Here is a 25,260-nt window from a genome sequence, read left to right as displayed (position 1 = left end):
CGCTAGACCCATTCACCCTTGCGCATCACCGGCTCGGTGGCGCCCGAGGCGGTGATGCCATCGACATCGACCTCGCCGGAACCGATCATCCAGTCGATATGGATGAGGCTGGCATTGGCGCCGCGCGCCGCCAGCTCGTCCGGGGTGAGCGAGGCGCCGTTGATGAAGCATTTGGAGTAGGACTGGCCGAGCGCGATGTGGCTGGCCGCGTTCTCGTCGTAGAGCGTGTTGTAGAACAGCAGGCCGCTTTTCGAGATCGGCGAGGAATGCGGCACCAGCGCCACCTCGCCCAGCCGGCGCGCGCCCTCGTCGGTGTCCAGCACCTTGTTCAGCACGTTCTCCCCGGTCCTTGCCCGTGCCTCGATGATCCGGCCGCCCTCGAAACGCACGGCGATGTCCTCGATCAGCGTGCCCTGGTAGGAGAGCGGCTTGGTGCTCGCCACGAATCCGTCGACCCGGCTCTTGTGCGGGGTGGTGAAGACTTCCTCGGTGGGAATATTGGCATTGCAGATGACGCCGTTCTTGGCCGCCGAGGCCCCTCCGGCCCATTCATGCTCGTCCGCCAGCCCCACCGTGAGATCGGTGCCGGGGCCGCGGAAGCGCAGTGCCGCGTAACGGCTGGCATTGAGCCGCTCAGTGCGGACACGCAGCTCGGCATTATGCGCGTCCCACGCCGCAACCGGATCGGCGGCGTCGACCCGCGACGCGGCGAAGACGGCGTGCCAGAGCTTGGCGACCGCGATGTCCTCGGGGTCGTCCGGGAACATGGCCTTCGCCCAGGCCGGCGACGCATACGACACGATCGTCCAGTTGATGTCGAAATTGGCGATATGGGACAGCGCCGGCATATAGGCCTTCGACCGCGCCCGGTTGGCGCGCGAGACCTTGTCGGGGTCCTCATTGGCCAGCAGCGAGGGGTTCTCTCCCGCAATGGCCAGCCGCGCAGCGCCGGATTCGAAAGCCTTCGCCATGCCCTCATAGAGCCAGGCCGAAGCCTTGTCGAAGCTGTCGTCGGGCGCGTTGCGGAAGCGCATGAGGCTCGCCTCCTCATCGCTGAACAGGGTCGTGACGAGGCTCGCGCCGGCCTTGTAGGCGTGCTCAGTGATTCGGCGCACCAGCGGCAGCGCGTCGAGCGAGGCTGTCATTACCAGTTCCTGGCCTGGCTTCAGCCCCAGTCCGACATGCACCGCAACCTGCCCCAGCCGGTCGAGCCTTTCCTCGTGCGAGAGGGTCTCGGGGGGAGTGCTGGTGTGTTTGGTCATTGTGAACTCCGAACGGGTGCGAGGCATCGGCGCACCGCCATAGAAGAAAGGCACAACGCCGCGCGTCAAGTCGGAGGCCATACAAACGAAAACGGGCGAGCCCAAGGCCCGCCCGTCTCGATCAGGAATAACTTCGTGAAATCAGCGCTCGGAGCGCTTGTTCGCACGCTCCTGGTTGATGATCGCCTGGTCGCCCGGCATCACCCAGCGGTCCGCGTAGGACGGCTCGTAGCCGTAGGACGGGCCAAGGGGGGCAGCGCGCATCGGCGGGGCATAGACCGGACCGCCATAATAGCCGTCGCCCATATAGGCGTTGCGCCCCTCATAAACCTGGCCGCGATAAACCGGGTCAGCGAATGCCGCGCCGACACCGCCAGCAGCCAGAATGCCCAAAGTAGCCGAAGCGAGAATGAACTTACGCATGATGTCATCTCCGTCGTCTGATGGCGTTTGCTTCTGGACCAGGAAGTCAATTCCGATCCGTTCGAGGCAATAACGACGCAATGCACAAAATGGTTCCGCTCACATCTTCGCGCGCACGTCGCCGCCAAGATAACGGTCCGCGAATGACCAAATGCCGGAATTCGTTACCACCCGACCAGCCAATCGGCGAGGGTACCCGCGAGCAGAGCAGCCGCGAGACTGATGGCGATGGCGATAAACACCGCACGCCGTGTACGCCGCTGCAGATGCCGGTTCTTCGCGGTGAAGCCGAGAGCGGACACCGCCTCGGCAATGGCCTCCTGCGGCGAGGACCAGACGGTGCGCCCCTCGGGCACGATCATCAGATTTTCCGGCCGGCCCCAGTCTTCCACCAGAAGCCCGTCGCCATCGCGCCCGGCCGCCACGGCCGGAACGCGCTCGGTCAAGGGACGCAAATCGGCGGACCAGAGAAAGATGGGCTTGCCGCGCGCTTCGGCATAGCCGATCTCGAACGCCGTTCCCGGATCCATATGGACGCCGCGAAACGGCGTGATATTGGCGATCATCGCGTCCGCCGCGTCGATCATGTCGATGCAGGCCTTGCGGATGTCGACGCCCTCTTCATGCAGCGGAAACAGGCCCTGCGCATCGGCAGCGGCGCAGATCCCCTGCAGTCGCGCCCCCTCGGCGGCGGCGTCCGGCCAGAACACTTCCGGCCCGGCAAGATAGAGAAGGAGCGCGGGAGGCATGGGCGGAGACTCGGAGGGCAAAACAGCCACTCAGGCTTAGCGTCCACCGGGACGCGAGAGCAAGCCGCCAGCCGGCGCCTCGCGCGACGGCGACACTCTCCACGCATTATCGTGATCACATCAGGAGGGGTGCGACGATGGCGACCGCGGCTGGGCTCGAACCAGCGACCTGCCGCTTAGAAGGCGGCTGCTCTATCCAGCTGAGCTACGCGGTCCGCATCTCACCTTGCCGGGCAGCCGGTCAGTGGGTCCACTGGCCGATGCGGCGAAAGCTGAAATTATCGGCATAGGCCATGCGGCGCCGGGTGGGTTCGTTCGGCTCCTGCACCTGATAGGCGATGCCGTGGCGCTCGGCATAGACGACCGCCTCTTCCTTCGAATCGAAGCGCAGGCGGAGCTGGCTCTTCATGTCACCGGAGCTGGTATAACCCATCAGCGGCTCGACCTGGCGCGGCTGCTCGGGCTCGTAATCCAGCACCCAGGCCTTGGTCTTGGCGTTGCCGGACTGCATGGCGTTCCGGGTCGGCTTGTAGATACGTGCCACCATTTCCCCTGGCTCCCTTGCCTCAAGCCCCGGTCGCGCCCGAAGCCCCGTCCGGACGTGCCGCGCGCGCCCTGCCCGACCTGATTAAGGCGGCCGGCCCTTTCTTGCAATGGCTTCGGGCGCTAGCCGGCCCATCCATGCTGCCGACGCAGACGACGCTTCGCTGGCGTCCGGAATCCGCACCCGTGTGCATTCGCTCGCTCCGAACCAGAATTCGCCCGAGGGGAAAAGCAATTCGGCAGGCTTAGCCGAGCATAGCGAGAGCCAAGGGCGGTCCGCCATCGGTCTTGCCGCACAGACATGAGCCATTTCAGTGCGGCCGCCCCCTGACTTTTCCTGTCGCACGCCCTATATAGAGAGAGCGTCGTCGTTTGCCGTGGCGCATTCTACCATTTGGACGAAACGATAGGATTGGATAGGATTTGCAGGTTCTCGTACGCGATAATAATGTCGACCAGGCATTGAAGGTTTTGAAGAGGAAGATGCAGCGCGAAGGCATCTTCCGGGAAATGCGGGCGCGCCGCGCCTATGAAAAGCCCTCCGAACGGCGCAACCGCGAAGAAGGCGAAGCGGTTCGCCGCGCCCGCAAGCTCGCGCGCAAGCAGGCTGTCCGCGAGGGGCTCATCGCCGCGCCGAAGAAGAAGTCCGTCGAGCGGCCCGCTTTCGCCCGGCCTCCGGCTCCGGCGCCAACCTCCGAATAAGCGTCGACCCTATCAGGAAGGTCCTCCTCCGAACTCGCAAGGAATCGTGCCATGAACGAAGCGCTCCCCATTTCCACCGCCACCCCGTCGCTGTCCCGATCGGAAAGCAAGGCGGAGGCGATTTCGCGTGTCGCCATGGAAACGATCCAGCAGGAAGTTACCCGGCGCGAGGTTAAGACCGCCCAGCTAAGGGAGGCCCGCCTCGCCAAGGAAGCGGCGGACCACAAGGCCGCCGCTGCGGCAGCGCCGGCTCCCAAGAAAAAAGCGCCCGCGAGCCGTTAGCCCCGACGCTTACGGGCGCGGGCGCCTGGGCGGGGAGCCTGCGGGCCTTCCGCTGTCGGCTTCTCCCCTAGGACGGCCGGACGGACCTTGCCGATGAGGACCGTTCGTGCCATCTCACAGCGGCCCGGCACTGCCGGGCAGTGAAGGTCGGCATGGGTGCCGGCCTTTCAGGTGTCGGGGCATAGCGCAGCCCGGTAGCGCGGAAGTTTTGGGTACTTCAGGTCGCAGGTTCGAATCCTGCTGCCCCGACCAGCCTGCACACAGTCTTGGCTAAGCCGCGACCACCACGGCGGCTAGCGGCGAATCAGCGCTAGCCCGCTGGCCGGATCGATCTGCTTGCGCAGATGGCCCGGCGCTTCCGTCACGATGACTTCCAGCGTCGGCCGGACGAAACCCGTCGAGAGATGACCGGCCAGCGCGCTGCCATCGCGCCGTCCCAGCACCACATGGACATGCACCGCAGGTGCTTCGTCCGGGTCGAGCGCCACGTCGCCCGACAGCGCCGCCACCTCGACCTGTTCGTTGACCGGTATGTTGCGATACTCCTTCGCCTCCCAGTCGAAATAGCTGATGACGCCATGGCTGAACGCGCCAATGGCGGAGAGATGCGCGGCGGTGAGGCGCTCGGCCTGCGCGAAATCCCGCAGCGCCGCCATCGCCTCCTCCCCGGTCTCCAGAATGACCGCATAGGTCCGAAGCTCGGCGTCTTGCGTGAGTTTCTTGACGATAGCCATCGGCGCCTCCTGCGTTGGATCGACACCAACGGCGGGGCGCGCCGGCCGTTCCCCTACCCGCCGAACAGCCGGTGCTCGACGCGGTCGCCCACCGCGATGCCCTTGGCCCGCACCGTGCCGGCCGGGAGTTCCAGCACCGCCTTGACGGGCACGCCGGAGGAGATCGTCGCCGTCGACAGCGGCACCGTGTCGGTAGTGATGCTGGCGACGCGGCCGTCGGAGCGGATGAACACCATGTCGAGCGGGATATAGGTGTTCTTCATCCACATATAGACCGGCTGGTCGACGCCGAAATCGAACAGCATGCCGGTATTGGCAGCGAGTTCGGCACGGTACATCAGCCCCTTGGAGCGCTCGGCGGGCGTCACCGCCATCTCGATATCGATACTGAGCGGCCCGGCCTTGGTGACGATGGTCAGCTTTTCGAAACTGGCCGCACCGGCCGTCGCCGGCTGCAGCGCCAGTGCGGCACAGGCGAGAACCAGCCACAGCGCATGCGCGCGCCAGCCAGCCGCAAAAGAAGCGAGGGTCATGCTCTGCAACAGCGCCGTGGCGCCTTCCCTAGTGAGACGACGGGGTGGCCGCACCATCGGGCCGCACTTCGGCAGCCATAAGGCCTTTCGGGCCCGGCCCGAAGCGGACCAGCACCATCTGCCCCGGGCGCAGTTCCGCGAGCCCGTGGCGGCGCAGCGTTTCCATGTGCACGAAGATATCCTCGGTGCCCTCGCCCCGCGAGAGGAAGCCGAAGCCGCGCAGCCGGTTGAACCACTTCACCCAGGCGCGCTCGAAGCCGCCGACCGGCTGCACCGTTACATGGGTGCGCGCCTGCGGTAGCTGCGAGTGATGCAGCGCGGTCGTCTCGTCCATCGAGATCACGCGCAAAGCCTGGAATCCGCGATCCCGCGCCACCACCTCGCACACCACGCGCGCGCCTTCCTGCGCGGTATTGAAGCCGCCGCGCCGCAGGCAGGTGACATGCAGCAGCACGTCGCCGCTGCCGTCATCCGGCACGACAAAGCCATAGCCCTTGGAGACATCGAACCATTTGATGGTGCCGGCGATCTGGACGACGCTGCCGTCCGGGCGCTCGCCCGTATCGCCTTCCTGGTCCAGCTGGTCGCGAGAGACCATCCCCGGCCGTGGCAGAGACCCGTCCGACACCATCGGCTGCCTACCTCCCGGAACGCTTTTCACGCGCAAGAGCGGAAATCCATGATTCTGGATTCAACCATAGCACCCGATGCCGCCACGAAAACACCCAAATTGATTCGCGCGCGCGTTTACCGCGCACGTCAAAGGCGGAGGGCCGCGGCGAACACCTCGCCAATGTCTGCGTGGATGACCAGATTGGCGATCGCGTCGAGTTCGGTCGGCTCGCGATTTATGATGACGAGGGTGGCGCCGGCGCGTTTGGCCTGCACGGGAAATCCCGCCGCCGGCCACACCACCAGCGACGAGCCGATGGCCAGGAACACGTCGCATTCCGCGCTCAGCGCACCGGCCTTCGCCATGGCGGCCGCCGGCATGGGCTGACCGAAGGAGACCGTCGCGGTCTTGATCGGCCCGCCGCACGCCGCGCAATCGGGCGCCTCCTCGCGCGGCACGAAGCGCTCGCGCACCCAGTCCAGCGCGTAGCGGGTGCCACAATCGAGGCAGGTGGCGTAGGTTGTGTTGCCGTGTAATTCCACCAGCTGCTCGTCGGGAACGCCGGAGGCTTGGTGCAGGCCATCAATATTCTGCGTGATGATCCCCTGCAGGCGCCCGTCGCTGAGAAGCTGCGCGAGCGCCCGATGGCCGCGCCCCGGCTCCGCCTCGCCGAAAACCTCCTGCATGGCGAAGCGCCGCCGCCACGCCTCGGCCCGCATCTCCCGGCTGGCGAGGAAGGCCTGGTAGTCGATCGGCCGGTTGCGCGTCCACACTCCGCCGGGCGAACGGAAATCGGGAATGCCGCATTCGGTGGAAATGCCGGCGCCGGTAAAGGCGACGCCGGCGCGCATGTCCGTCAGGACGGCAGCGAGAGCCTCGGCGGAAGCCTTGATGTCATCAGCCGTCGTCATATGTTGCGCTCACCCCAACTGCGGATGCCCCGCGGCAGCCTTCGAGAGGAAACATGAAGTACCTTCACACCATGGTGCGCGTCACCGACGTCGAGGCCTCGCTGGATTTCTACTGCAACAAGCTGGGACTCACCGAGGTTCGGCGCAAGGATTCGCCGCAGGGCCGATTCACGCTGATCTTCCTCGCCGCCCCCGGCCAGGAAGGCGTCGCCGAGGTCGAGCTCACCTATAATTGGGATCCGGAGACCTATGGCGAGGGCCGCAATTTCGGCCATCTCGCCTTCGAGGTCGACGACATCTACGCCGCCTGCCAGGCGCTGCAGGACGGCGGCGTGACCATCAACCGCCCGCCGCGCGACGGGCGCATGGCTTTTGTCCGCTCGCCCGACAACATCTCGATCGAGCTGCTGCAGAAGGGCGAGGCGCTGGTTCCGCAGGAGCCGTGGACCTCGATGCCGAACACCGGCAAATGGTGAGGCGGCGGCTCCCGCCCCGCCTTTCCCGACCTTGAAGGCGTGCCGGCCCTGAAGGACAGCGGCCTCCCCTGCCCCCCCCGCTGCGTTGTCAGCGCGGGGGCCACGCCTCGCCGGCAGAGGCGTATAGCGGGAGTTGGACGAGGTGGTTCAGCCCCTCCCGTTCGTACCGCGCGCTTGCGGCGCCAACGCGCCGGGGGGAGTGAACAATGCCTGTGGATGGCGGCAGTCACGCCATCTTGCGCGCCGCCGCGCGCCACCCTATAACGCCCCGGCCTGCGCGCCCTTCGTCTATCGGTTAGGACGCCACCCTTTCACGGTGGAGAGAGGGGTTCGACTCCCCTAGGGCGCGCCAGGCTTTTCAATGACTTAGCGGCAGATGCGGCGTTTTCGTCGAATATTCATCAAATAAACACCCACGGACGACTGCGGAATCAAGCGTCCTCGCCGACAGCTGGGCTCAGCGTACCAACAGCGCGACGCACCCTCTCCGTGCGAGTCGACGGCTTCGGGGCATCCCGCCAGGTGCGGCCGTCCTCATCTGATTGCGGGATTGGAAGCCGGCGGCCAGGGTGCCCTGTGGCACCCACCCCGCGGCTTTGCGTGCAGCAGGCTCGGGCCAGAGTTTCGGTGGGAGCGTCGTCCAGCGCGTCAGTTTGGCACCAGCACGTCGCCGGTGCCGGACGCCCGGACGTCCTCATAGACCAGCCGCGCCCTCAGGCTGGGCATGCAGACGGCGCCGATGCCGACTGCACCGCTGTCGTCCCTCAGCCGGATATCTCGCGTGATCGTCATATTCGGGAACGTCTCGAGGGGATAGATCTCCCGCAAGGCGGCCTCGATCTCAGCGACAGCCGCATGGATGCGGTCGCTTGGTGCGCTGGGCACGATTCCGGCGATTGCCGGCGCGATGGTGCGCGACATTGTTGTTGCTCCTGTAACCATTCATTAGTACCGTGTACCTATAGATGGCGACAGAGCCACATTCTGTCAACACCAATTTGGACACTGTACAAATGAACGCCGTTCAGATGCGCATGGCACGGGCCGCAGTCGGATGGGGCGTGCGGGAGCTCGCAGAGAGGGCCGGATTGACCGCGAACACTGTGACGAGGATCGAAAAGGGATCCGACGCCAAGGCCAGCACGCTGGCCGCCATCAAGGCGGCATTCGAGGCTGAGGGAATCATCTTCCTTGCGAGCGGCGAGGTTAAGGACGGCGGGCCGGGTGTCAGGCTGAAGGGCTGATGCAGCTCGTCGCGGGATGTGGCAGGGTCCCACCGGGGGATACCATGAAGTTTAATTGGAATCTGAGCACTCTCGCAGTTGTCGTCGTCGGCATCGGCGTGTGGCTGCTGTTGCGCGGCGACGATCCGGTCACCACCGCCAAGGTGGAGTGCGAGCACCAAATCGAGGTTCTGACAGGATACCATCTCAGCGGCAGAGAGGTCTCCGCGCTGAGGCTTACGGGCGACGTCCACAACGGCAAGGTTCAAGGGGCCTTCACCCACAGCGACACATTGAGTTACGCGGTGTGCATGTTTGAGGTCGGTCACACGATGCGCGTCTCAGTTGACGGGAAGATCTTAGGGAGCTGACATCGCCGCCGGCGGCACCGTCGCCGCCTCAAGGGCCCGAACGGTTGTCGTCCAACCCCGCTTCGCGCGCCGCTTCCTTGGCTTCGTCGGAGAGCGAGGCCACCTTAGTGGCGCGGCGGGCGTCTTCCTTCTCGATACCGAGTTCACGGGCCGCGGCGCGAACGCCGCTTTCAGGGCGGTGCCCTTTGCCATCGCCGCGCTTGCTTTCAATTGGCTCAGATTGAGCCGATTGACGTTCGGCGTTCAGCTTTACCCACAGCGCGACCTGCTCGTCACGCTCCAGCGCCGTGAGTTCGGCGCGGTGCAGGTTCTCGGCGATCTTCCGGCCGGGCTGACCGGCCTCCCTGGGACAGTCTCCCGGCTCGCTGCCGCGCACCGCGCAAGCCGACGCACTGAACATCGAGGCGCAGGCCAAGCGGCGGCTGGCCGATGAATACGATGCCGCGCAGGAGCGGGGGGAAGTCCAGTCGCGAGGTGGCGATCGGGTCAGCAATGTTTCGGACGGGAACAATGCTCCCACGGTCGAAGATATAGGTTTGACCCGCAAGGCGATCCACGAAGCCCGGCAGGTGCGCGACGCGGAGGCCGCCGATCCGGGCGCGGTAGCTTCATCGACGCTGTCGGGTTTAATGCCGGGAAATCCGGCAATAACTGTCCATGGACGTTCTCGCGGAAAGCGGCATCCTCGGAATTTCTGAGGCTGAGATGGTCAATGCCGTCCGGGCACCAAAGGCTTCGTCGAGCACATCGAACTCACTATCGGAAAATCCGACAGTGACCTGTTCCGAGTCGCCAATGGCGGCAAGACCCCTGGAACTTGGGCCCACTGGCAGATCGCCTACGCGTCGTGACGTTCGCGATGGTCGATGCGATCCACCAGCGCCCGGAGGGGACTGCCGGCCGCACCTCCCGCGAGAACCGCGCCCGCTTCGTAGAGGGCGAGGACTACGTCGAACTGACATCGGACGAAATTCGTACCATGTCGATTTTCCCCGTGCGCACCGCTCGGGCGACCCTCATCACCCGCCGCGGCTATCTGAAGCTGGTGAAACCCCTGGCCGACGACGGCGCTCCTCAGATTCTAAGGGTACGACGGCCGAGTGGGCGAACGTCCGGCGCTTCCCAATTCGGGAGGTCACGCCGCGCCCAGCCTCCCGGGTGTAGGGTTGTGTCTCTCGTCAATCGCCCGCCGCCTTGTTCCGGCGGCGCTTGCAGTGGGCGAGCGAGATCAGAAAATCGTGAAGAATCGCGCCCTGCACCACCGATATGAGGGAGCAGTTCAAGAGGGCGGAAGTAACTTAGTAGGGCATCTCTCTCTGTGGAAAGATGGGCCAATCAGGGATGCATTAGCGAAGTCGAGGTATATGCTGAAGTCATAACAACAGACCTCATGCGGAAATCGTGTGACGATGAAGATCATTTGCATCACGCAGCTTCGGAATGAAGAGCGCTTTCTACCTGGCTTTCTCCATCATCTGGCGCCCCATGTGGATGGCATCGTCGCCCTCGACGAAGGTTCTACTGACGCCACACCTGATATTCTGCGGGCCGAGCCTAAGGTCATCTCGGTGCTGCACGAAAGGCGGCCCGGCCCTCCGCACTCCCACGAGGTAGAAAACCGGCACCGGCTGATCGTCGAGGCCGCGAGGCTGGGTGCTGACTGGGTGTTGTGCGGCGACGCTGACGAGCGTTTCGAGGAACGGTTGCTGCGCCGGCTGAGACCGGCCATCCTGACGCGGGAAAAGAGAGGAAAGGCCGTCCTCTTCTTCAAGATCGTCAATCTGTGGGACAGCCCGGACAAGTACCGGCTTGATGGACGTTCCGGTCCGCGCTGGACCGCGCGACTGTTCAAAGTCCCGGAAAGCATCACCCGGCGGCCCAGTTTGATGCACCAGCCCTGGTTTCCACCGGAACTGGACGACGCCCCCCGGGGGTATGTTCCGGCATTCCTCTATCATCTCAAAATGATCGAGAGGCGCGATCGCGAGGGGCGCTTCAGGAAATTCACGGCCATCGATCCCGACAATGTTCACCAATCAATTGGGTACGGCCATCTCATCGATGAAACCGGACTGACCCTGCGGCGCGTTCTGCCGTTCAAGGCCTATGTCGACTTGCCCGCCGTAGCTTGGAGCCGCCCGCCCGCCCCCCCCGCAAAGACGGGCTGTCTGGGCGATGCGGACTTTGTGGAGCGGTTCCGGATCGATACGAAGGGCGGGCGACCCTCTGTGGAGACGGCGCCCATCCGGGAGTGGCCGCAGCTATACGGCTTCGACTTCGAGACAATCTTCGCGGACCTGGGGACCGGTCGGAAATGAGCGTTTCCCTACCCGCCTCAGGCCGGCCGAAGAACCTCTTTGTTTTCCACCTGGAGAGCACGTCCTGGCAGACCTTCAATGCCTTTCCCGAAGCGTTCGCCAATCTGCGTGCACTGATGGGCGATGCTCGAACGTATCGGCGGCACTACTCCTCCGCGACCTCCACGCAGATGGTCATGGCGGCATTTCTGCACGGAAACGACTTTGAGATGGATGCAAAGCCCGGGATATCGCCACCTGCGGGCAATAATCCGAGCCTGTTCACGCAGCTTGAGGATAAGGGCTACGAAACCTCCTTCCTCTGTGCAACCGCCTTTCCCCGACGGCCGATCCTGCATCGGCTGTCCGGGTCATTGCCGGGCGCATGGAAGACCAATGACTTCGCCGAGCTTCTGGGGGCGTTTGAAGACCGAACGGCGCAGGGGCCGTTCGCGATCTATGTGTGGTGTCAGCCTCCCCATATCGAAGCCGATCTCGCGCTCGCTTCCTATGCACGCAACCTCGACGAACTCGTCGAAGGAAGTTGCGCCATTGCAGATAATCTGCTGGGCGCAATGATCGAGATCCTGCGCCGGGCAGGCACTCTCGAGGAGACGACGACTGTCGTCTTTGGCGATCATGGCGACGACCACGGGACGCACGGCTTCAAGAACGGGCTGCTGCACGCAGTCGAGCCGTATCCGGGGCTGATCCACACCCCCCTGGTCATCCGCGACCCAAGGCTTCCCATCGGGGCAGACAATCGCCTCGTCAGTAACACCGACCTCGCATCAACATGCCTCGATCTGCTGGGAGCCGAGGGCTCGTGGCCATTCCCGCAGTCCGGCCAAAGCCTGCTCGCAGAGGGTTCCCGCGCTCTTGTTTTCTCCCAGAACCTCACGGCCAACCAGCCCGACATGGCCAATTTAGATGTGCGAAAGTGCTTCGCGGCGATCGACCATTCCCATGCACTGCTGGTGAGCTCGCGTGGGCTCGAGCTTTACAATCATCGGCTCGATCCGGGCGGACATCATAACCTTCTGCATCATTTCGATCTTGACGCAGCCGGGCGGCTGACGCGGATCGAACTGCCAACGCCGCCGCATTCACATTTCACCACAGTCCGGCACATGTGGCGGTCGGGGGCACTACAGGACGACTTTGCCGTTCTGCGTAAGGCGTTGACGAGTCACGTGACCGCCAAGAACGCGTATGTGAAGGCGCGGAGCGCAGACGCTTCCGCCCTTCTTGACCTTACAGCTCTCGACACGCTAAGCCGCGTCGGCCGCGAGACGTACTTCACGTTAGCGCCCGCTACCCCGCACGTCGCCAAGCCTCGGCCACGTTGGAAGAAATGGCTGCCGCGTATATTCCAGCCCCGCCCCAAACGCCGCCCAGCTCCCCGATGAAGATCCAGGGTCTCATTCAGGCGGCCGGCAGCGGAACGCGGCTCGGCCTTGGCTCCAAGGCGTTCGTCGAGCTCGGCGGACGAACACTGCTGGAGCATGCCGTGGAACTGCTCCTTCCGGAGGTCGATTCCCTCGTCATTGCGGTAGCGACACCAGATATCGATCGCGCGCGGGCGCTGATAACCCACGAACATACGCATGTCATTGCCGGCACGCAGACCCGCAGCGGCACAACACGCCGCCTCATGGCCGAAGCTACGGCACCCTGGCTGCTGCTGCATGACGTGGTGCACCCTTTTGCCTCGTCCGAGCTGGTTCGCACGCTCCTTCAGCAGGCCATGAGAAGCGGCGCCGCTGCCCCCGGCCTGGTCAATACCGAGTTTGTCTACAGCAGTAGCGGAGACCTGATCCACACGCCGGGCGAGGTACTGATCGGCCAGAAGCCCGTCGCATTCGGCCGGGACGCCGCTTGTGCCGGTTATGCAAGGCTCCCGAAAGACGGGCTCGATTCGGATCCCAGTTTTCTCGATATCCTCGAGCTCGGCGGGGTCAAGGCAGCCTTCGTGCCGGGTAGTGCGGTCAACATCAAGATCACGACGCCAGACGACCTGATGCTTGCGCAGGCTCTGCTCAGCTTGAAGGCTTAATGGGCTGATTTCCCAAGAGGATCCCGAATCCAGCTGATGCAGGACGCCCGCCATTCTTGCTTCCAACCGAGGACGGTGCGCCTTGAAAGAAGGTCTTGTCGTGATTTCCGGCTGTTCAAGCGGCGGGAAATCGACCCTGCTGGCTGGGTTGAGGGCGCGCGGCTATGCCGTTGTCGAGGAGCCTGGCCGCCGCATTATCAGGGAAAAGCTGGCCTCCGGCGGCAGCGCGCTGCCATGGCTCGATCTGGCAGCGTTTCTTCGTCGCGCCATCGACATGGCGCTGGCTGACCGGGCGGCTGCTGCGGATCATGACGGGTGGGTGTTCTTCGATCGCGGCCTCGTCGACGCCGCGTCCGCGCTGGAAGCGCTGACAGGTGATCCAGTCACGCGCTCCCTTTGCATCGAGCAACCGCTACGGGCTCTACGACATGATCGGCAATGTATGGGAATGGACCACCGACTTCTGGTCGACACGCCACCCCGAGGAAGCACCGAGCCCCTGCTGCATTCCCCAGAACCCGCGCGGCGGGCCTGAGGAGGCCAGCTTCGATCCGGCCCTGCCGGCCATCCGCATTCCGCGCCGGGTGGTCAAGGGCGGGTCGCATCTGTGCGCGCCCAGCTACTGCCGGCGCTACCGCCCTGCAGCGCGCCACGCCGAGCCGGTCGACAGCTCGATGAGCCATATCGGCTTTCGCTGCGTGCAACGGCCCCCCATAGGAGAGACGCCATGACGAACTGGCCGGGTCGTTTCGGAGGGCACCTGACGCGCCCCAAGCGGCGCATCCTCCTCGCCGCGATGCTAGCGACGCTTGTCATGTTCTCCGCGACGGCCGGCCTCGTCGCCCAACCGACTGACCCGTTGCCCTCCTGGAACCAAGGGCAGGCCAAGCAGTCGATCCTCAGCTTCGTGGAACGAGTAACGCAGCAGGGCGGCCCCGACTTCGTGCCGGTCGCCGACCGAATCGCCGTGTTCGACAATGACGGCACGCTGTGGTCGGAGCAGCCGGTCTATTTCCAGTTCATGTTCGCGCTCGATCGTGTGAAGGAACTGGCCAGCGCCCACCCCGCTCTGGCCGGGCAGGAACCCTACAAATCGGTCCTGTCAGGCGATCCGGCGGCACTCGCCGCGCTCGGCGAGAAGGGCCTCCTCCAAATCATGGAACTGACACATACAGGTCTTCCGGTTTCGGACTTCCACACTCTCGTGCGCGACTGGCTGAAGACCGCACGCCATCCGCGGTTCGATCGACCCTATACCGATTTGGTCTTCCAGCCGATGCTGGAACTGCTGGCCCATCTGCGCGCCACCGGCTTCAAGACCTACATCGTCTCCGGCGGCGGGGTCGAGTTCATGCGGCCCTGGACCGAAGCGGTCTACGGCATTCCGCCCGAGCAGGTGGTCGGCTCATCCGGCAAGTCCGAGTTCGTGCTCGACGGTGACAGCCCCGTGCTGCGCAAGTTGCCCGAGGTCGAGTTTGTCGATGACGGCCCAGGCAAGCCGGTCGGCATCAACCGCTTCATCGGCCGGCGCCCGGTCTTCGCCGCAGGCAATTCGGATGGTGACCTGCAGATGCTGCAATGGACGACGCTGAACACCGGACCGCGCTTCGGCCTTATCGTCCATCACACCGATGCGACGCGCGAATGGGCCTATGACCGCGCGTCGAAGATCGGCCGGCTGGATAAGGCGCTGGATGAGGCGCCGCAACGCGGCTGGACGGTGGTCGACATGAAGGATGACTGGAAGGTCATCTATCCGTCCGATCGGTAGACCTCATCGAGGTGCGCGGCTGGGCTTTACCGTGAGGCAGCATTTGGAACCCGCAGCGCGACGATCCGCCAAGGGGTACTAGAGAAAGTCCTCACTCAATCCCGGTATCGGCGTGAATGCCGCGAAGGCTTTGGCCGAGGCCGCCACGCTCCAAGCGCGGCGAAACGGTGGACGAATTGACGGCAGCTATTTCGCTGCGGAGCATCCTGATCTTGGCGAGGGCGGCGTCGATGGAGGCGGCATCGATCGCAGGTGCCACGCGGGTGGCCGCTACCTGATCGAGGGCCGTCTTAGCCTCGCCTGCGGTGCTGGTGAGTTCGCGCAGCGCGGCGCCGCCTTCTGCAGCATCCGACCTGATATCGCCGGAGGGGTTCGGCGGCGCCGGATCGTCGAAGGCCGCTGGCGGCACCGTGACGGCCGGGGTGCTGCGCAGCGGGTTCTGTTTGGGAAGGGGGACGTCCGAAGGCGCCGGCTGCGCCGTTCGCTCTGCCTGACGGGCGCGCCACGCGTGGAACGATGCTCGGCCGGCGGCGGCGTCGATCGGAACCTCGACCGGAGGCGGCGTGGTGCGGAGGTTCTGTGCGGCTACGCGATCCCACTGGCTGGCCTCGCGAAGCCGCTTCAGGGCATCGGTGAGCTTGTCGATATCGCGGACGATTTCGGCGCCAAATCCAAGATCCTGGCGTTGGTCGACAGGTTGTCGTAGTCCGCCCGCGCCGCTGCAATCTTCTGCTCGATCGCGGCCATTTCCTTTTGACGTGCCGCATCTCGTGCGTCGATCTCGCGCGCGTGGGCAAGGTCTGGATTGGCCCTCTCCGCGTCGCGGCGGTTGTTGGCCGCCTTCTTCTCCTCCGGCGTCGCGATGCCCAGCCCCTTGCGGGCGACCTCCATCACGTCGGCGAGCGACATTCCCGTCGTCGACCGCAGCCAGTCGGAGAAGTCATCGAGCTCCCCTTTGGCGCCGCGGATGTCCTGCAGGATACCTTCCATGAGGCCGACACCGGGCGCAGCGGTCAGGGCGCCGATTTCGCGCACGAACTCCGACCATTTGTTTGAGAGCCGATCGAGCTCCGTCATCGAATCGGTCGACAACTGCTTCAGCGCGCCGGCGACGGAGCCGGCTGCATTGCTGAGCTGGGCCTCGATCCGCCCGACCTCTTGCCGCTGCGCCAGCAAGGCGCGCATTCCGCGGGCGAACTCCATATCACTGAAGAGCTGGGGAATTTTTGAGAGATCGCCTTTGGTCGCCTTGGCGGCGAGGTCGATGAAGACTTCTAGAAGGTCCTTTCCCTCGCGCCGAGCGTTCGCCATCTCCTTCCGGAGGTTTACACCGAACATCGTGAAGCGCTTGGCGGTTTCCTGCGATTCCATCTTTGCGAAGATGTTCGACATCGACGACGCGGCTTCTTCGGAGCTGCCCATCTGAGCGCGCATCACCTGAAGCATGGCCACCAGCTTGCGGACACCCTCCTCGCCGCGCAGCCCAACGGCTGCGGCATTTGCCGCAAGACTCGGCAAGTATCTTGCCATATCTTTTAGTTCGACTTTCCCGAGATTACCGCCTTCGACGAGTATGTCGAATGCGCGCTGCATTTCACTTCCAGCAATTGTGAAAGAAGTGGCAAGTGCATCGGCATGAGAAGCGATGTCGCTCGTCTCTGCGCCGGCGGCGTGCGCTGTGGCCACGACGCTGGGCAAGAATTGCATCGCGTCCGGGAGGGACCGGCCGGCTGCGACCAGCGCCTCGAGGCCACTGACAACCTGGTCGAGCGGGACGCCGATCTTATCGGCGATCTTGGCGATGTCGGTGGTCGCGGTCTTCACCTCGCCGGTGCTGGCGCCGGCTGTGATGCCTACCCTCGTCATTGTCCGCTCGAGCTCGGCGAACGTCCTATGTGTGGGAATGGTTTGTGCGGCACACCCGCGGCTTGGGTCGAACCAAGCAAAGCCCGAAATGCAAAGCTCGAAAAACGCACGAAAAGCGGGGCGCGGCGGCGGCGCACTAGAAGGGGCCGGCCGTACGGTCCCTGAGAAGGGGGGGCGGCCCCGTCGTGGCTCCCGAGCAACATTCGTTGCCCTCCCGCAACGGTGGACCGCGTGGCCTTGGGCTCCCCGCCGATGGCAGCGCGAGGGAGCCGTCCCCGGCTTTGCCCCTGATGCGCTGCGTGGCGTCGCCATCATCCACTGGCGAGAAACGAGCCGCGCGATCTTCACGGCGTCATTCCCCTTTGGTGCGCCGCGACGACGATGCCCATGAACGCGTAAGGGTGAGCGTTCTCTATCCTCTCGACCCAGCTTTTGGATCGGTCGTTGACAAGGAAGTCGACGGCGAAGGTTCGCTTCCCAATCGGATGGAAGCGAACCCGTCTCGACGGATCTCGCAATTGCGGGCGGCTACCCGAGCTGCGCGGGCAGTCTTTATTTGCTCGGCGCCACTGGTGGGGCAACCGAATGCCGGGCTCACTGGCCAAGGCTTGCGTCTCGCCTGCGCTGAACCCGGCGATCAGTTAGCCATCTTCGGCGAAGCGTTGCGAGAGCTCACCGAAAAGGCAACTTATCTCTATGAAGAAGCTGGGCGCTATTGGTTTTCGACCCAGCCCACATTGAACCGGCTTGCGGATGATCGAGCCAAAGCACTTCCAGATCACGAAGTCGATGCGACCATTGCGGACGTGCTTCGCGAAGACGCGGGTAGCAAGGGCGGCTTCCATCGCATCTTCGCTGCGCCGGACGATCCGGTGACGATCGATGAGGCGCAATCGCTCTCCCTCGTGATCCTCGGCCCAGCGCTGACGCATGCCGGCAAGGGCGCCGCGAAGTCGCCCGCGACCGATGCCGTAGGGGACGCACTGATGCGCTGCCGGGCCTCACAACGTAGGCTTCGAAATACCCTCGTCTTTGTTGCGCCGGATGAAGCGAATCTCGCTACTGCTCGCGAGGTGATGAGGAAGGCAATGGCATGGGCCTCGATCGACAAGGACGGTCGCCTTCAACAGCAGATGACGCAGTCTCAGGCGGCGGACGCGAAGGACAAGGCCAAGACTAACCGGGAGTCCGCGTTAAAGGCGATCCGGACAGCTTGGAGCCACATTCTCTATCCAGTAAAGAGCGAGACTGCCGGAAAGCCATTTGATCTCGAACACAGCCTGATCTCGTCGCGGGATCGCGCCGCAATCCCGGTCGTCGTTTATGACAAAGCAAAAGCGGATGGCATCGTTCTAGGCGACCGACTCATTAAACCGCATCCATATTCTGAGTGATGCGAGTTTTACGCCGGCGAGGAAATTGTCAGGTCGCTTGTCGTATCGGGTCGCAACGGCGCGGTAGTGCTTGATCTTGTTGAAGAAGCGCTCGACGAGGTTGCGATAGCGATACAAGAAGGGGCTGAAGGCTGGCACGTTCTTGCGGTTCGGCATGGGCTTGATGTTGGCCCATGCGCCTCGCTCGCGCAGGCTTTGCCGGAGTTCGTCGCTGTCATAGGCGCGGTCGGCCAGGAGGGTCTGGCCATCGACAAGCGCGCCGAGCATGTCGCGGGCGCTGCGTCCGTCATGAGCCTGGCCCTCGGTCAATTTCAGGGCGATCGGCAGGCCTTCGGCATCCACCAGAGCATGGATCTTCGTTGTCAGGCCGCCCCGCGAGCGACCCATGCAACCGGATCGGTCGTCTTTTTTTGGGCGTTGGCGGCGTGCTGGTGCACGCGGATGCTGGAGGAATCGATCATCTGGATGTCGCCATCGTAAGCCTTTGACACCGCTTCCAGAAGCCGATCCCAGACCCCCGCCTTGCGCCAGCGGTTGAAGCGGTTCACGCAGGTCGTGTGCGGGCCGTAGCGCTCGGGAATGTCGGCCCACGGCGCCCCGGTCCGAAGTCGCCAGAAAATCCCGTTCAGCACGCGCCGGTCGTCCACCCGAGGCACGCCCCTCGGCTTGTTCGGCAAAAGCGGCTGGATCACCGACCACTCGAAATCCGTTAGATCAAAGCGGGCCATCTCATCCTCCATCAGGAGAAATGAATCAGCCTCCGACCCAAAAGGGAATCCCGTTTATGGGTCTGTGACCTAGAGAAGCTGGGCACAGAGCGGCTATGGCATGCGCTACAACCCATCTGGCCGGATGACAGGCCGCATCTCTCGATTGCCGAGATTGCCGATTGGTTCGCGGCCTACGTGTATCTGCCTAAGGTTCGCGACAAGGTGGTTCTTGAGGGCTCTATCCGAGACGCAGCTGCCAAGCTCGACCCCAAGTTCGCCTACGCCGACAGCTTCGACGAAGCGACGGGCAAGTATCACAAGTTGACTTGGGCAAAGACCCCCCCCGATTTTCCCATGCCAACTGCGATGATCGTCCGGGAGGCAGAAGCGAAAAGACAACTTCAGGAAGATGCCCTCCCCGTGCCACGGCTGGAGCAGAGCTCATCATCCGATGTCATGCCAGAGCCAAGAGAACCTGGATCTGAACCTCCAGGATCGACCGCGCGAAGCAAGCCACATCGCTTCTATGGCTCCGTCGAGCTTGATATGGTTCGACCGGTAAAATCTTTTGATACGATCCTCAATGCTGTGGTTATGGAACTTCAGCGGACCCACGGCGCGAAGGTTAAGCTTACCCTTGAAATCGAAGCCGAAGCCAGTGACGGCTTTGCTGATAGCGAAGTCGGCGTGGTTCGTGACAATGCCCGCCAGCTCAAGTTCAAACCTGAATCGACGGGTTTCGAAGACTGATGGTGTGTACGACACGCCACGCTCCAGCAGTGAGCAAGGTTGCGTCATTCACATGTGGTGCAAAATTATGGACATGCTCGCTGGCTGCCTGGAGCCTGGACACTCCGTCGCAACTATAGCCCCGATTGCGCGAGATTTAAATCATCGTAATTTCAACGACATAGGTGTTCGCAGTTTCACCTTGGCCGGCGCGCCAGGCTTTTCAATGTCCGCATGTCGTTGATTTCGTTAGATAATCACCGACATGAAATTGGACATGGAGCCTAGATGAACCCCGGCACTGTTCCCCAGCGGAAACGCCCTCGCCGCGTCGGATCGTTAATTGCAGCGAGACCGGCAGAGTAACAGCATCACAAGGCGACGTGCTGGCCGTGGTTGTAGTCGGCCGCGACGTGTCGCGGCCTACATAGGCGCATGTCTTATAACGACACGGGTGCGTGTGGCGCATGTGCGTACAATCACATTACTCTCCGAAAGAACAAGCATCCTACATCTACGCGTATCGCTGCTGCGTACCGTGGCGGACAAATGCCTACCGGGGCACCGCACAAGAACGCTCGGCTTCTGCTCCTGACCCTTCTCTTACCTTGGGAGGGTCGGCTTTCGGGCGGCAAACGAGGCACCAATCTGCGGATCGAAGGAGGGACTTTTTACTCTCAATTCCGACGGGCTGCTTATTGGAAATTTGCCAGGCAATGGCTCTGGACCTGAAGGTCACCGCATGACCACTTACCGACACCATTGATGCTCGCCGTGAAGGTGTCGGCAGATCGCCACGTGCGCGAGCGCTCTACCCGAAAAATATCATCGGCCGCGTCTTCGGCGGTGCACCGGATGGCTCGCGTGAGGGATGTCCGGTAGTGTCATCATCGCTGCGCCATGCCGCGTGCGCACTGAATTGCATTGTTGCCTGCTGAATTTCTCGACTTCCCAACCTCTCGAGCGGTGTTTCGGTGGCGGCAAGAGACGATTACTCGGTGACGTCGCGGACCACAATGCGGACGCCGTTAATCGTGGCGGCCGCTGTGTCGCTTTGCCTCCTCGGCGCCCTGACCGCGACAATGCCCTTTGCCCGCGAGGCGACGAGAAACTCGGAAATCATACTACCGGCCTACGCGGCAGCCACCTTCACGCTAGAGATCGTCACATCCGCCCTGCTGTTCGCGCTCTACAATGTGCAGCGGTCAAGGTCGCTGCTGCTTCTGGCCTCCGGTTATCTGTTTTCCGCTCTAGGCGACCGACTCATTAAACCGCATCCATATTCTGAGTGATGCGAGTTTTACGCCGGCGAGGAAATTGTCAGGTCGCTTGTCGTATCGGGTCGCAACGGCGCGGTAGTGCTTGATCTTGTTGAAGAAGCGCTCGACGAGGTTGCGATAGTGACCTGAGACCCATTTCTCCTCCGGCTTAAGAGAGAGTCCGAGGGTTGATTTGTGGCCTCATGCGGCCTCGGTTTCCAGTGCGATTGTTGCCGCGAACTCGGCAGGGGATCGATTGCCGAGAGCTGAATGGGGACGGTTCACATTGTAGTCCTCCTTCCATGAGGCGATAGCGGCGCGAGCCTGGGGCAGGTGCGAGAACAGTGTCTCGTTCAAACATTCGTCCCGGAAGCGGCCGTTGAAGCTCTCGACGAAGCCGTTCTGCATGGGCTTGCCGGGCGCGATGTAATGCCATTCGACGCCGGTCTGCTGGCACCATTTGAGCACCGCCATCGAGGTTAGTTCAGTGCCATTGTCCGACACGATGGTTGAAGGCTTGCCCCGAACAGCCATGATCTCGTCCAGCTCGCGCGTCACTCGAAGGCCGGAGAGCGAGGTGTCGACGACCAGTGCCAGGCACTCCCGGCTGAAGTCGTCGACAACGGCCAGCACCCGGAAGCGGCGGCCGTCCGTGAAGGCGTCCGACACGAAATCGAGACTCCAGCGAAGGTTGACCCGATCCGGCACCAGCATAGGCCGTCTTGTGCCAAGCGCCCGTTTGCGACCACCTCGCCGACGCACCTGGAGCTTTTCCTCTCGATACAGCCGGCGCAGCTTCTTCTGGTTCATCACGATGCCCTGACGCCGCAGCATGACGTGGATCCGTCGGTAGCCGAAGCGGCGGCGCTCGCCGGCCACGGCTTTCATGGCGTCGCGCAGGGCCGCATCGTCAGGACGGACGCTTCGATAGCGCATACTGGTGCGATCGAAGCTCAATGCCTTGCACGCCCGACGCTGGCTCACCCCGTGCTCGGCACAGGCATGGGCCACGGCTTTACGCCTCACATCGAGCGTCACCATTTTTTTGAGGCGACATCCTTCAGGATAGCGTTGTCCAGCATCTGCTCGGCGAGCAGCTTCTTCAGGCGGGCGTTCTCATCCTCAAGCGCCTTCAGCCGGCGGGCATCCGACACGTCCATGCCGCCATACTTTGCCTTGAACTTGTAGAAGGTCGCCGAGGAGATGCCGTGCTTGCGGCACACGTCAGCGGTCTTCGCCCCCGCCTCCTGCTCCTTCAGCATGCCGATGATCTGCTCTTCCGTGAACCGTGAGGCTCGCATCGTCCGTCTCCGTGATCGACGGACTCTACTCAAATCTGGAGGAGGATCGGGGTCTCAGGTCATATTGTTTCAGGCATTATCATTACCCGCGATGCCATGCCCATAGGCTGGCGAGCCACATTGCGACCAAGCGGTACGAACTGAAAAAGGAGCAGTGGGCGAGGATCGCGCGGCTTCTGCCCGGTTCGAAGTTTGCAGATCGTCTCCAGCACTTCAAATGCGAATTATTCAAATAAGATGCAATTTATGCATATTAGGAGCGACTAACGCGTCGGGAGTGGCTGGAGGATATTTTGGCGGTTGCGGAGACCGGTTCCTCCAGCGAGGCCGCCGAGCGGCGGCGGCTGACGCAGTCGGCCTTCTCGCGCCGGGTGCAGCACATTGAGGACCATGTCGGCGTGGCGCTGTTTGACCGCTCGCGCAAACCGGTGCAACTACGCCCAACCACCGCCGAGCAGCGCGACCAGATCGCACGGCTGGCCCGCACCCTGCGCCAGTTGACCGACGATTTGCGCCGGGGCGACCGCACGGCCGGCAACCGCCTTGTTCTCGCTAGCCAGCATGCCCTAACCGCTTCCTGGGCCCCGCGCTTCATCGACACGATCCAGTCGAAAAATGCCGACATCTTTCTCAAGCTGAAATCGGCTAACCTCGATGAGTGCTTTGCCTTCCTGCTGTCGCGGCAGGCCGATATCGCCGTGGTGTACCGGCGCATCGGCGAGGAACACCCCATCGCCGCCAACTACATCGAGACCACCATCATCGGTCGCGACCGCCTGATCCCGGTTTTCGCCCGAGCCCATGGCGCTCGCCTGAACAGGCAGTTCGCGCATGGCGAAGTGCCCTTCATCGCCTATCCATCCGACGTCTTCCTTGGCCAGGTCATGGACCGGATCGTTCTGCCGGCTATCCGGGGAGCAAGTCACATGGTGCCCAAGGTTGAGACCGAGCTCACACTGGCGGCGCTGGAACTCGCCGCGAACGGCATCGGTGTGGCGTGGGTGCCGGCGACGCTTGCCCGCGCGCGGATCGAGGCCGGCGACCTTGCGGATCTCTCGGCCAGCCTTCCCTACTGCGATCTCGACGTGACGGCGGTGCGACTGGCCAATCAGGCCACGCCGGTCGAGGCGACTGTCTGGGAGCAATTGTCCCGCATGGACGCACCGGGTCCCGCAGGCGCGTCCGGGGACGACATTGCGACGACATGAACGCGCTTGGCTGTGGGCGGGAGAGCCGGAACTGCATCTCTTCGCAAGGGGGAACGGATCGCGCTGAGCGCACCGCCCGGGATGCGTTTGCTTAGTGACCTAGATGGTCAGGCCCGCCACTACGCGGCCGGTGCCATGGGGATGGACCTCTTCTTCTGTGCGGCCATCAGCATGTCCACGAACGCCGTCACCTTAGGCGGGCGGAAGCGGGCGGTGGGATAGACCGTGTGGATGCCGCCGGACGGCAGTTGCCACGCGGGCAGCACATGGATCAGTCGCCCGGCCGCCAGATCCTCCGCCACGAGAAAATCCGGCAGGATGGAAAGCCCACCGCCAGCCTTCACCGCCGCGAGCACGCCGGGCGTCGTGTCGATGGCAATGGTCGCCTGCAGGCGTGCGTTCTGCCGGTCGAGGTCCCCACGCGTGAACGACCAGAGCAAGGGTTCGCGCAGGGCGAGATTGGCGATGAAGGGCAAGGAACCCAGATCTTCAGGTGCGCGCAGCAGTGCGATGCGATCTGCAAAGACGGGGCTCGCGACCAGCAATTGGTCAAAAGAACCGATCTTGCGCGCCTGAAGACTGGAATCCACCAGCCAGCCGACACGGATCGCCAGATCGATGCGGCCGGAGACGAGATCGAGCGTGTCGTCGCTCAGGGTCAGTTCCACCCGGCAGGCGGGAAAGAGGGCCGTGAAGGCGGCCGCGAGCGGGGCGACAAGGGCCGTGCCGTAATCGTTCGGGGCGGTGATGCGCAACGTGCCTGTCGGTTCCGCCGCGGCCTGCGCCAGTTCATCGAACGCATCTTCCGCGTCGCGCAGGATCATCACGCAGCGCGCGTGAAACAGCCGGCCTGCCTCGGTGGGCCGGACCTGCCGTGTCGTTCGCACCAGCAGGCTGGTCCCCAGATCCCGTTCCAACTGCGCGACCTGCTGGCTCACCACCGCCTTGGTGATGCCGAGCCGTTCGGCGGCGCGGGTGAACGAGCCGGTGTCAACGACTGCCGTAAAATAGGCTAGGCGATTGAGGTTCATGATCGCGCACGCGGTGGATTGGCATAACTGTTTGTTATTAGCATACAGAGTGTCATTTTTGTTGGTCTTTTATGGTCAGCTCTCCCGTGCCATTTCCTTTGCGGAGGAGACGGCCATGATCAAGCAAACCCGCATCACCTATCTGTTCGATCCGCTCTGTGGCTGGTGCTACGGCGCATCCGCGACGCTGGAAAATCTGATCCGCGAGCCTGATTTCGATGTTCAGCTGGCGCCCACCGGCCTCTTCGCCGGGACCGGCGCCCGCCCGATGGATGCGGGCTTCGCGGATTATGCGTGGAGCAATGATCAGCGCATCGCCCGCCTCACCGGCCAGCTCTTCAGCGACGCCTATCGTCACAAGGCTCTAGCCGACCATTCGCGCCTGTTCGATTCCGGCCCGGCGACGCTGGCGGTCATCGCGGTTGCCATCACCGCCCCGGAGCGGGCGTTCGAAGCGCTGAAGGCCATCCAGCACGCCCGCTATGTGGAGGGCCGCGACATCACCGACGTCACCGTCCTCGCACAGCTGCTGCGGACCCTGCACATGCCGGGGATCGCCGACCGCCTTGAAACGCCCGACACGGCATTGATGGCGGCGTATCGCTCACGCGTCGAGACCGCCCGCAGTGAGATGCGCCGGCTCGGTGCCGAGGGCGTCCCGGCCCTCATTGTCGGTGCGGGAGACCGCCGCCGGCTCGTACGGGCCAGCGCCCTGTTCGGCAGCATGGACATGCTGGTCGCCGGACTGAAAGCGGCCTGAGCCCGCGCCCTCGGCGCGGCGCCCATCTGCCCTGCATTTTCTATTCCATTGCCCCA

28 protein-coding genes, 3 tRNA genes and 5 pseudogenes are annotated in these 25,260 nt (G+C 63.6%); 19 read left to right on the top strand and 17 right to left on the bottom strand.

Annotation, left to right across the window (positions count from 1 at the left end):
- Positions 1 to 2 precede the first annotated feature (2 nt).
- The 5 genes from ACQY76_RS17890 to ACQY76_RS17870 all read right to left on the bottom strand — a co-directional run bounded on the left by ACQY76_RS17890 (position 3) and on the right by ACQY76_RS17870 (position 2,981).
- Positions 3 to 1,262 carry an aminopeptidase gene (locus ACQY76_RS17890; RefSeq protein WP_428030050.1) on the bottom strand — a complete coding sequence of 420 codons (1,260 nt, stop codon included), beginning with the start codon at positions 1,260 to 1,262 and terminating at the stop codon, positions 3 to 5.
- Between the two features lie 141 nt (positions 1,263 to 1,403).
- Positions 1,404 to 1,685: a hypothetical protein gene (locus ACQY76_RS17885; protein ID WP_428030049.1), complete on the bottom strand. Its 282-nt coding sequence runs from the start codon at positions 1,683 to 1,685 to the stop codon at positions 1,404 to 1,406.
- Between the two features lie 164 nt (positions 1,686 to 1,849).
- Positions 1,850 to 2,434 carry a nucleoside 2-deoxyribosyltransferase gene (locus ACQY76_RS17880; RefSeq protein ID WP_428030048.1) on the bottom strand — a complete coding sequence of 195 codons (585 nt, stop codon included), beginning with the start codon at positions 2,432 to 2,434 and terminating at the stop codon, positions 1,850 to 1,852.
- 138 nt (positions 2,435 to 2,572) lie between these two features.
- A tRNA-Arg gene (locus ACQY76_RS17875) sits at positions 2,573 to 2,649 on the bottom strand.
- A 26-nt stretch (positions 2,650 to 2,675) separates the two neighbouring features.
- Positions 2,676 to 2,981 carry an ETC complex I subunit gene (locus ACQY76_RS17870; RefSeq protein WP_428030047.1) on the bottom strand — a complete coding sequence of 102 codons (306 nt, stop codon included), beginning with the start codon at positions 2,979 to 2,981 and terminating at the stop codon, positions 2,676 to 2,678.
- A 419-nt stretch (positions 2,982 to 3,400) separates the two neighbouring features.
- On the opposite strand from ACQY76_RS17870, the gene rpsU reads away from it, so the two are divergent.
- From rpsU to ACQY76_RS17855, 3 genes are all read left to right on the top strand, one after another.
- Positions 3,401 to 3,679, top strand: coding sequence for a 30S ribosomal protein S21 (rpsU, locus tag ACQY76_RS17865; RefSeq protein WP_428030046.1), 279 nt, complete (start codon positions 3,401 to 3,403; stop codon positions 3,677 to 3,679).
- A 51-nt stretch (positions 3,680 to 3,730) separates the two neighbouring features.
- Positions 3,731 to 3,961: a hypothetical protein gene (locus ACQY76_RS17860; RefSeq protein WP_428030045.1), complete on the top strand. Its 231-nt coding sequence runs from the start codon at positions 3,731 to 3,733 to the stop codon at positions 3,959 to 3,961.
- A 175-nt stretch (positions 3,962 to 4,136) separates the two neighbouring features.
- Positions 4,137 to 4,213, top strand: a tRNA-Pro gene (locus tag ACQY76_RS17855).
- A 41-nt stretch (positions 4,214 to 4,254) separates the two neighbouring features.
- Here the strand turns inward: ACQY76_RS17855 and ACQY76_RS17850 are convergent.
- The 4 genes from ACQY76_RS17850 to ACQY76_RS17835 form a co-directional block, all read right to left on the bottom strand.
- On the bottom strand, positions 4,255 to 4,695 hold the full coding sequence (locus ACQY76_RS17850) for a PPC domain-containing DNA-binding protein (protein ID WP_428030044.1): 441 nt from the start codon (positions 4,693 to 4,695) through the stop codon (positions 4,255 to 4,257).
- A gap of 53 nt (positions 4,696 to 4,748) precedes the next feature.
- Positions 4,749 to 5,228, bottom strand: coding sequence for a DUF192 domain-containing protein (locus tag ACQY76_RS17845; protein WP_428030043.1), 480 nt, complete (start codon positions 5,226 to 5,228; stop codon positions 4,749 to 4,751).
- A 28-nt stretch (positions 5,229 to 5,256) separates the two neighbouring features.
- Complete coding sequence (locus tag ACQY76_RS17840) at positions 5,257 to 5,826, bottom strand: cold-shock protein (RefSeq protein WP_428030042.1); 570 nt, start codon at positions 5,824 to 5,826, stop codon at positions 5,257 to 5,259.
- A 161-nt stretch (positions 5,827 to 5,987) separates the two neighbouring features.
- Entirely contained in the window at positions 5,988 to 6,752 is a 765-nt protein-coding gene (locus tag ACQY76_RS17835) for an SIR2 family NAD-dependent protein deacylase (RefSeq protein ID WP_428030041.1), read from the bottom strand.
- Positions 6,753 to 6,805: 53 nt separating this feature from the next.
- Between ACQY76_RS17835 and ACQY76_RS17830 the strand changes: the two genes are divergently transcribed.
- Together ACQY76_RS17830 and ACQY76_RS17825 are read left to right on the top strand one after the other, a co-directional pair.
- On the top strand, positions 6,806 to 7,228 hold the full coding sequence (locus ACQY76_RS17830; RefSeq protein WP_428030040.1) for a VOC family protein: 423 nt from the start codon (positions 6,806 to 6,808) through the stop codon (positions 7,226 to 7,228).
- A 277-nt stretch (positions 7,229 to 7,505) separates the two neighbouring features.
- Positions 7,506 to 7,580, top strand: a tRNA-Glu gene (locus tag ACQY76_RS17825).
- A gap of 296 nt (positions 7,581 to 7,876) precedes the next feature.
- Here the strand turns inward: ACQY76_RS17825 and ACQY76_RS17820 are convergent.
- Positions 7,877 to 8,149, bottom strand: coding sequence for a hypothetical protein (locus ACQY76_RS17820; protein WP_428030039.1), 273 nt, complete (start codon positions 8,147 to 8,149; stop codon positions 7,877 to 7,879).
- Positions 8,150 to 8,241: 92 nt separating this feature from the next.
- Between ACQY76_RS17820 and ACQY76_RS17815 the strand changes: the two genes are divergently transcribed.
- The gene (locus tag ACQY76_RS17815) at positions 8,242 to 8,472 is read left to right on the top strand and encodes a helix-turn-helix domain-containing protein (protein WP_428030038.1); all 231 of its coding nucleotides are present in this window, start codon (positions 8,242 to 8,244) and stop codon (positions 8,470 to 8,472) included.
- A 44-nt stretch (positions 8,473 to 8,516) separates the two neighbouring features.
- A complete protein-coding gene (locus ACQY76_RS17810) occupies positions 8,517 to 8,822 on the top strand; it encodes a hypothetical protein (RefSeq protein WP_428030037.1) in 306 nt (101 codons plus the stop codon).
- A 28-nt stretch (positions 8,823 to 8,850) separates the two neighbouring features.
- Here the strand turns inward: ACQY76_RS17810 and ACQY76_RS17805 are convergent, their stop codons facing one another.
- Positions 8,851 to 9,222, bottom strand: a complete 372-nt coding sequence (locus ACQY76_RS17805; protein WP_428030036.1) for a hypothetical protein — start codon at positions 9,220 to 9,222, stop codon at positions 8,851 to 8,853.
- Between the two features lie 459 nt (positions 9,223 to 9,681).
- Between ACQY76_RS17805 and ACQY76_RS17800 the strand changes: the two genes are divergently transcribed.
- The 7 genes and pseudogenes from ACQY76_RS17800 to ACQY76_RS17770 all read left to right on the top strand — a co-directional run bounded on the left by ACQY76_RS17800 (position 9,682) and on the right by ACQY76_RS17770 (position 14,946).
- Positions 9,682 to 10,092: a hypothetical protein gene (locus ACQY76_RS17800; RefSeq protein WP_428030035.1), complete on the top strand. Its 411-nt coding sequence runs from the start codon at positions 9,682 to 9,684 to the stop codon at positions 10,090 to 10,092.
- A gap of 139 nt (positions 10,093 to 10,231) precedes the next feature.
- Positions 10,232 to 11,140 carry a glycosyltransferase family 2 protein gene (locus ACQY76_RS17795; protein WP_428033046.1) on the top strand — a complete coding sequence of 303 codons (909 nt, stop codon included), beginning with the start codon at positions 10,232 to 10,234 and terminating at the stop codon, positions 11,138 to 11,140.
- Positions 11,137 to 12,528 carry a sulfatase-like hydrolase/transferase gene (locus ACQY76_RS17790; protein ID WP_428030034.1) on the top strand — a complete coding sequence of 464 codons (1,392 nt, stop codon included), beginning with the start codon at positions 11,137 to 11,139 and terminating at the stop codon, positions 12,526 to 12,528. The genes ACQY76_RS17795 and ACQY76_RS17790 overlap by 4 nt, the downstream gene beginning before the upstream one ends.
- On the top strand, positions 12,525 to 13,175 hold the full coding sequence (locus ACQY76_RS17785; protein ID WP_428030033.1) for an IspD/TarI family cytidylyltransferase: 651 nt from the start codon (positions 12,525 to 12,527) through the stop codon (positions 13,173 to 13,175). Before ACQY76_RS17790 ends, ACQY76_RS17785 begins: the two co-directional genes overlap by 4 nt.
- 82 nt (positions 13,176 to 13,257) lie before the next feature.
- Positions 13,258 to 13,572, top strand: a pseudogene (locus ACQY76_RS17780) (AAA family ATPase); the annotation flags it as partial.
- Between the two features lie 7 nt (positions 13,573 to 13,579).
- Positions 13,580 to 13,906: pseudogene (locus ACQY76_RS17775) on the top strand (formylglycine-generating enzyme family protein); the annotation flags it as partial.
- Positions 13,903 to 14,946 carry an HAD family hydrolase gene (locus ACQY76_RS17770; RefSeq protein ID WP_428030032.1) on the top strand — a complete coding sequence of 348 codons (1,044 nt, stop codon included), beginning with the start codon at positions 13,903 to 13,905 and terminating at the stop codon, positions 14,944 to 14,946. The pseudogene ACQY76_RS17775 and the gene ACQY76_RS17770, both read left to right, overlap by 4 nt.
- A gap of 91 nt (positions 14,947 to 15,037) precedes the next feature.
- Here ACQY76_RS17770 and ACQY76_RS17765 read toward each other — a convergent pair whose 3' ends face one another.
- Positions 15,038 to 15,355: a hypothetical protein gene (locus ACQY76_RS17765; protein WP_428030031.1), complete on the bottom strand. Its 318-nt coding sequence runs from the start codon at positions 15,353 to 15,355 to the stop codon at positions 15,038 to 15,040.
- A 212-nt stretch (positions 15,356 to 15,567) separates the two neighbouring features.
- Positions 15,568 to 16,812, bottom strand: coding sequence for a phage tail tape measure protein (locus ACQY76_RS17760; protein ID WP_428030030.1), 1,245 nt, complete (start codon positions 16,810 to 16,812; stop codon positions 15,568 to 15,570).
- Positions 16,813 to 17,213: 401 nt separating this feature from the next.
- On the opposite strand from ACQY76_RS17760, the gene ACQY76_RS17755 reads away from it, so the two are divergent.
- Positions 17,214 to 18,206 carry a hypothetical protein gene (locus ACQY76_RS17755; RefSeq protein WP_428030029.1) on the top strand — a complete coding sequence of 331 codons (993 nt, stop codon included), beginning with the start codon at positions 17,214 to 17,216 and terminating at the stop codon, positions 18,204 to 18,206.
- Here the strand turns inward: ACQY76_RS17755 and ACQY76_RS17750 are convergent.
- A pseudogene (locus tag ACQY76_RS17750) lies at positions 18,165 to 18,934 on the bottom strand (IS5 family transposase). The gene ACQY76_RS17755 and the pseudogene ACQY76_RS17750 overlap by 42 nt on opposite strands.
- A 177-nt stretch (positions 18,935 to 19,111) precedes the next feature.
- On the opposite strand from ACQY76_RS17750, the gene ACQY76_RS17745 reads away from it, so the two are divergent.
- Together ACQY76_RS17745 and ACQY76_RS17740 are read left to right on the top strand one after the other, a co-directional pair.
- Positions 19,112 to 19,666 carry a hypothetical protein gene (locus ACQY76_RS17745; protein ID WP_428030028.1) on the top strand — a complete coding sequence of 185 codons (555 nt, stop codon included), beginning with the start codon at positions 19,112 to 19,114 and terminating at the stop codon, positions 19,664 to 19,666.
- Between the two features lie 1,013 nt (positions 19,667 to 20,679).
- Positions 20,680 to 20,937, top strand: a complete 258-nt coding sequence (locus tag ACQY76_RS17740) for a hypothetical protein (protein ID WP_428030027.1) — start codon at positions 20,680 to 20,682, stop codon at positions 20,935 to 20,937.
- Here ACQY76_RS17740 and ACQY76_RS17735 read toward each other — a convergent pair.
- Both ACQY76_RS17735 and ACQY76_RS17730 read right to left on the bottom strand, forming a co-directional pair.
- Positions 20,896 to 21,042: pseudogene (locus ACQY76_RS17735) on the bottom strand (IS5/IS1182 family transposase); the annotation flags it as partial. The gene ACQY76_RS17740 and the pseudogene ACQY76_RS17735 overlap by 42 nt on opposite strands.
- A gap of 90 nt (positions 21,043 to 21,132) precedes the next feature.
- Positions 21,133 to 22,205: pseudogene (locus ACQY76_RS17730) on the bottom strand (IS3 family transposase); the annotation flags it as partial.
- A gap of 293 nt (positions 22,206 to 22,498) precedes the next feature.
- Between ACQY76_RS17730 and ACQY76_RS17725 the strand changes: the two are divergent.
- The gene (locus tag ACQY76_RS17725; RefSeq protein WP_428030026.1) at positions 22,499 to 23,413 is read left to right on the top strand and encodes a LysR family transcriptional regulator; all 915 of its coding nucleotides are present in this window, start codon (positions 22,499 to 22,501) and stop codon (positions 23,411 to 23,413) included.
- A gap of 119 nt (positions 23,414 to 23,532) precedes the next feature.
- On the opposite strand, the gene ACQY76_RS17720 is transcribed toward ACQY76_RS17725, so the two are convergent.
- A complete protein-coding gene (locus tag ACQY76_RS17720; protein ID WP_428030025.1) occupies positions 23,533 to 24,444 on the bottom strand; it encodes a LysR family transcriptional regulator in 912 nt (303 codons plus the stop codon).
- A gap of 115 nt (positions 24,445 to 24,559) precedes the next feature.
- On the opposite strand from ACQY76_RS17720, the gene ACQY76_RS17715 reads away from it, so the two are divergent.
- Positions 24,560 to 25,204 carry a DsbA family protein gene (locus ACQY76_RS17715; RefSeq protein ID WP_428033045.1) on the top strand — a complete coding sequence of 215 codons (645 nt, stop codon included), beginning with the start codon at positions 24,560 to 24,562 and terminating at the stop codon, positions 25,202 to 25,204.
- The last annotated feature ends 56 nt before the right edge of the window (positions 25,205 to 25,260 follow it).

The sequence above is a fragment of the Ancylobacter sp. genome, from assembly GCF_965279025.1.
Classification (GTDB): Bacteria; Pseudomonadota; Alphaproteobacteria; order Rhizobiales; family Xanthobacteraceae; genus Ancylobacter.
This window is presented reverse-complemented; position numbering and strand designations above follow the sequence as displayed.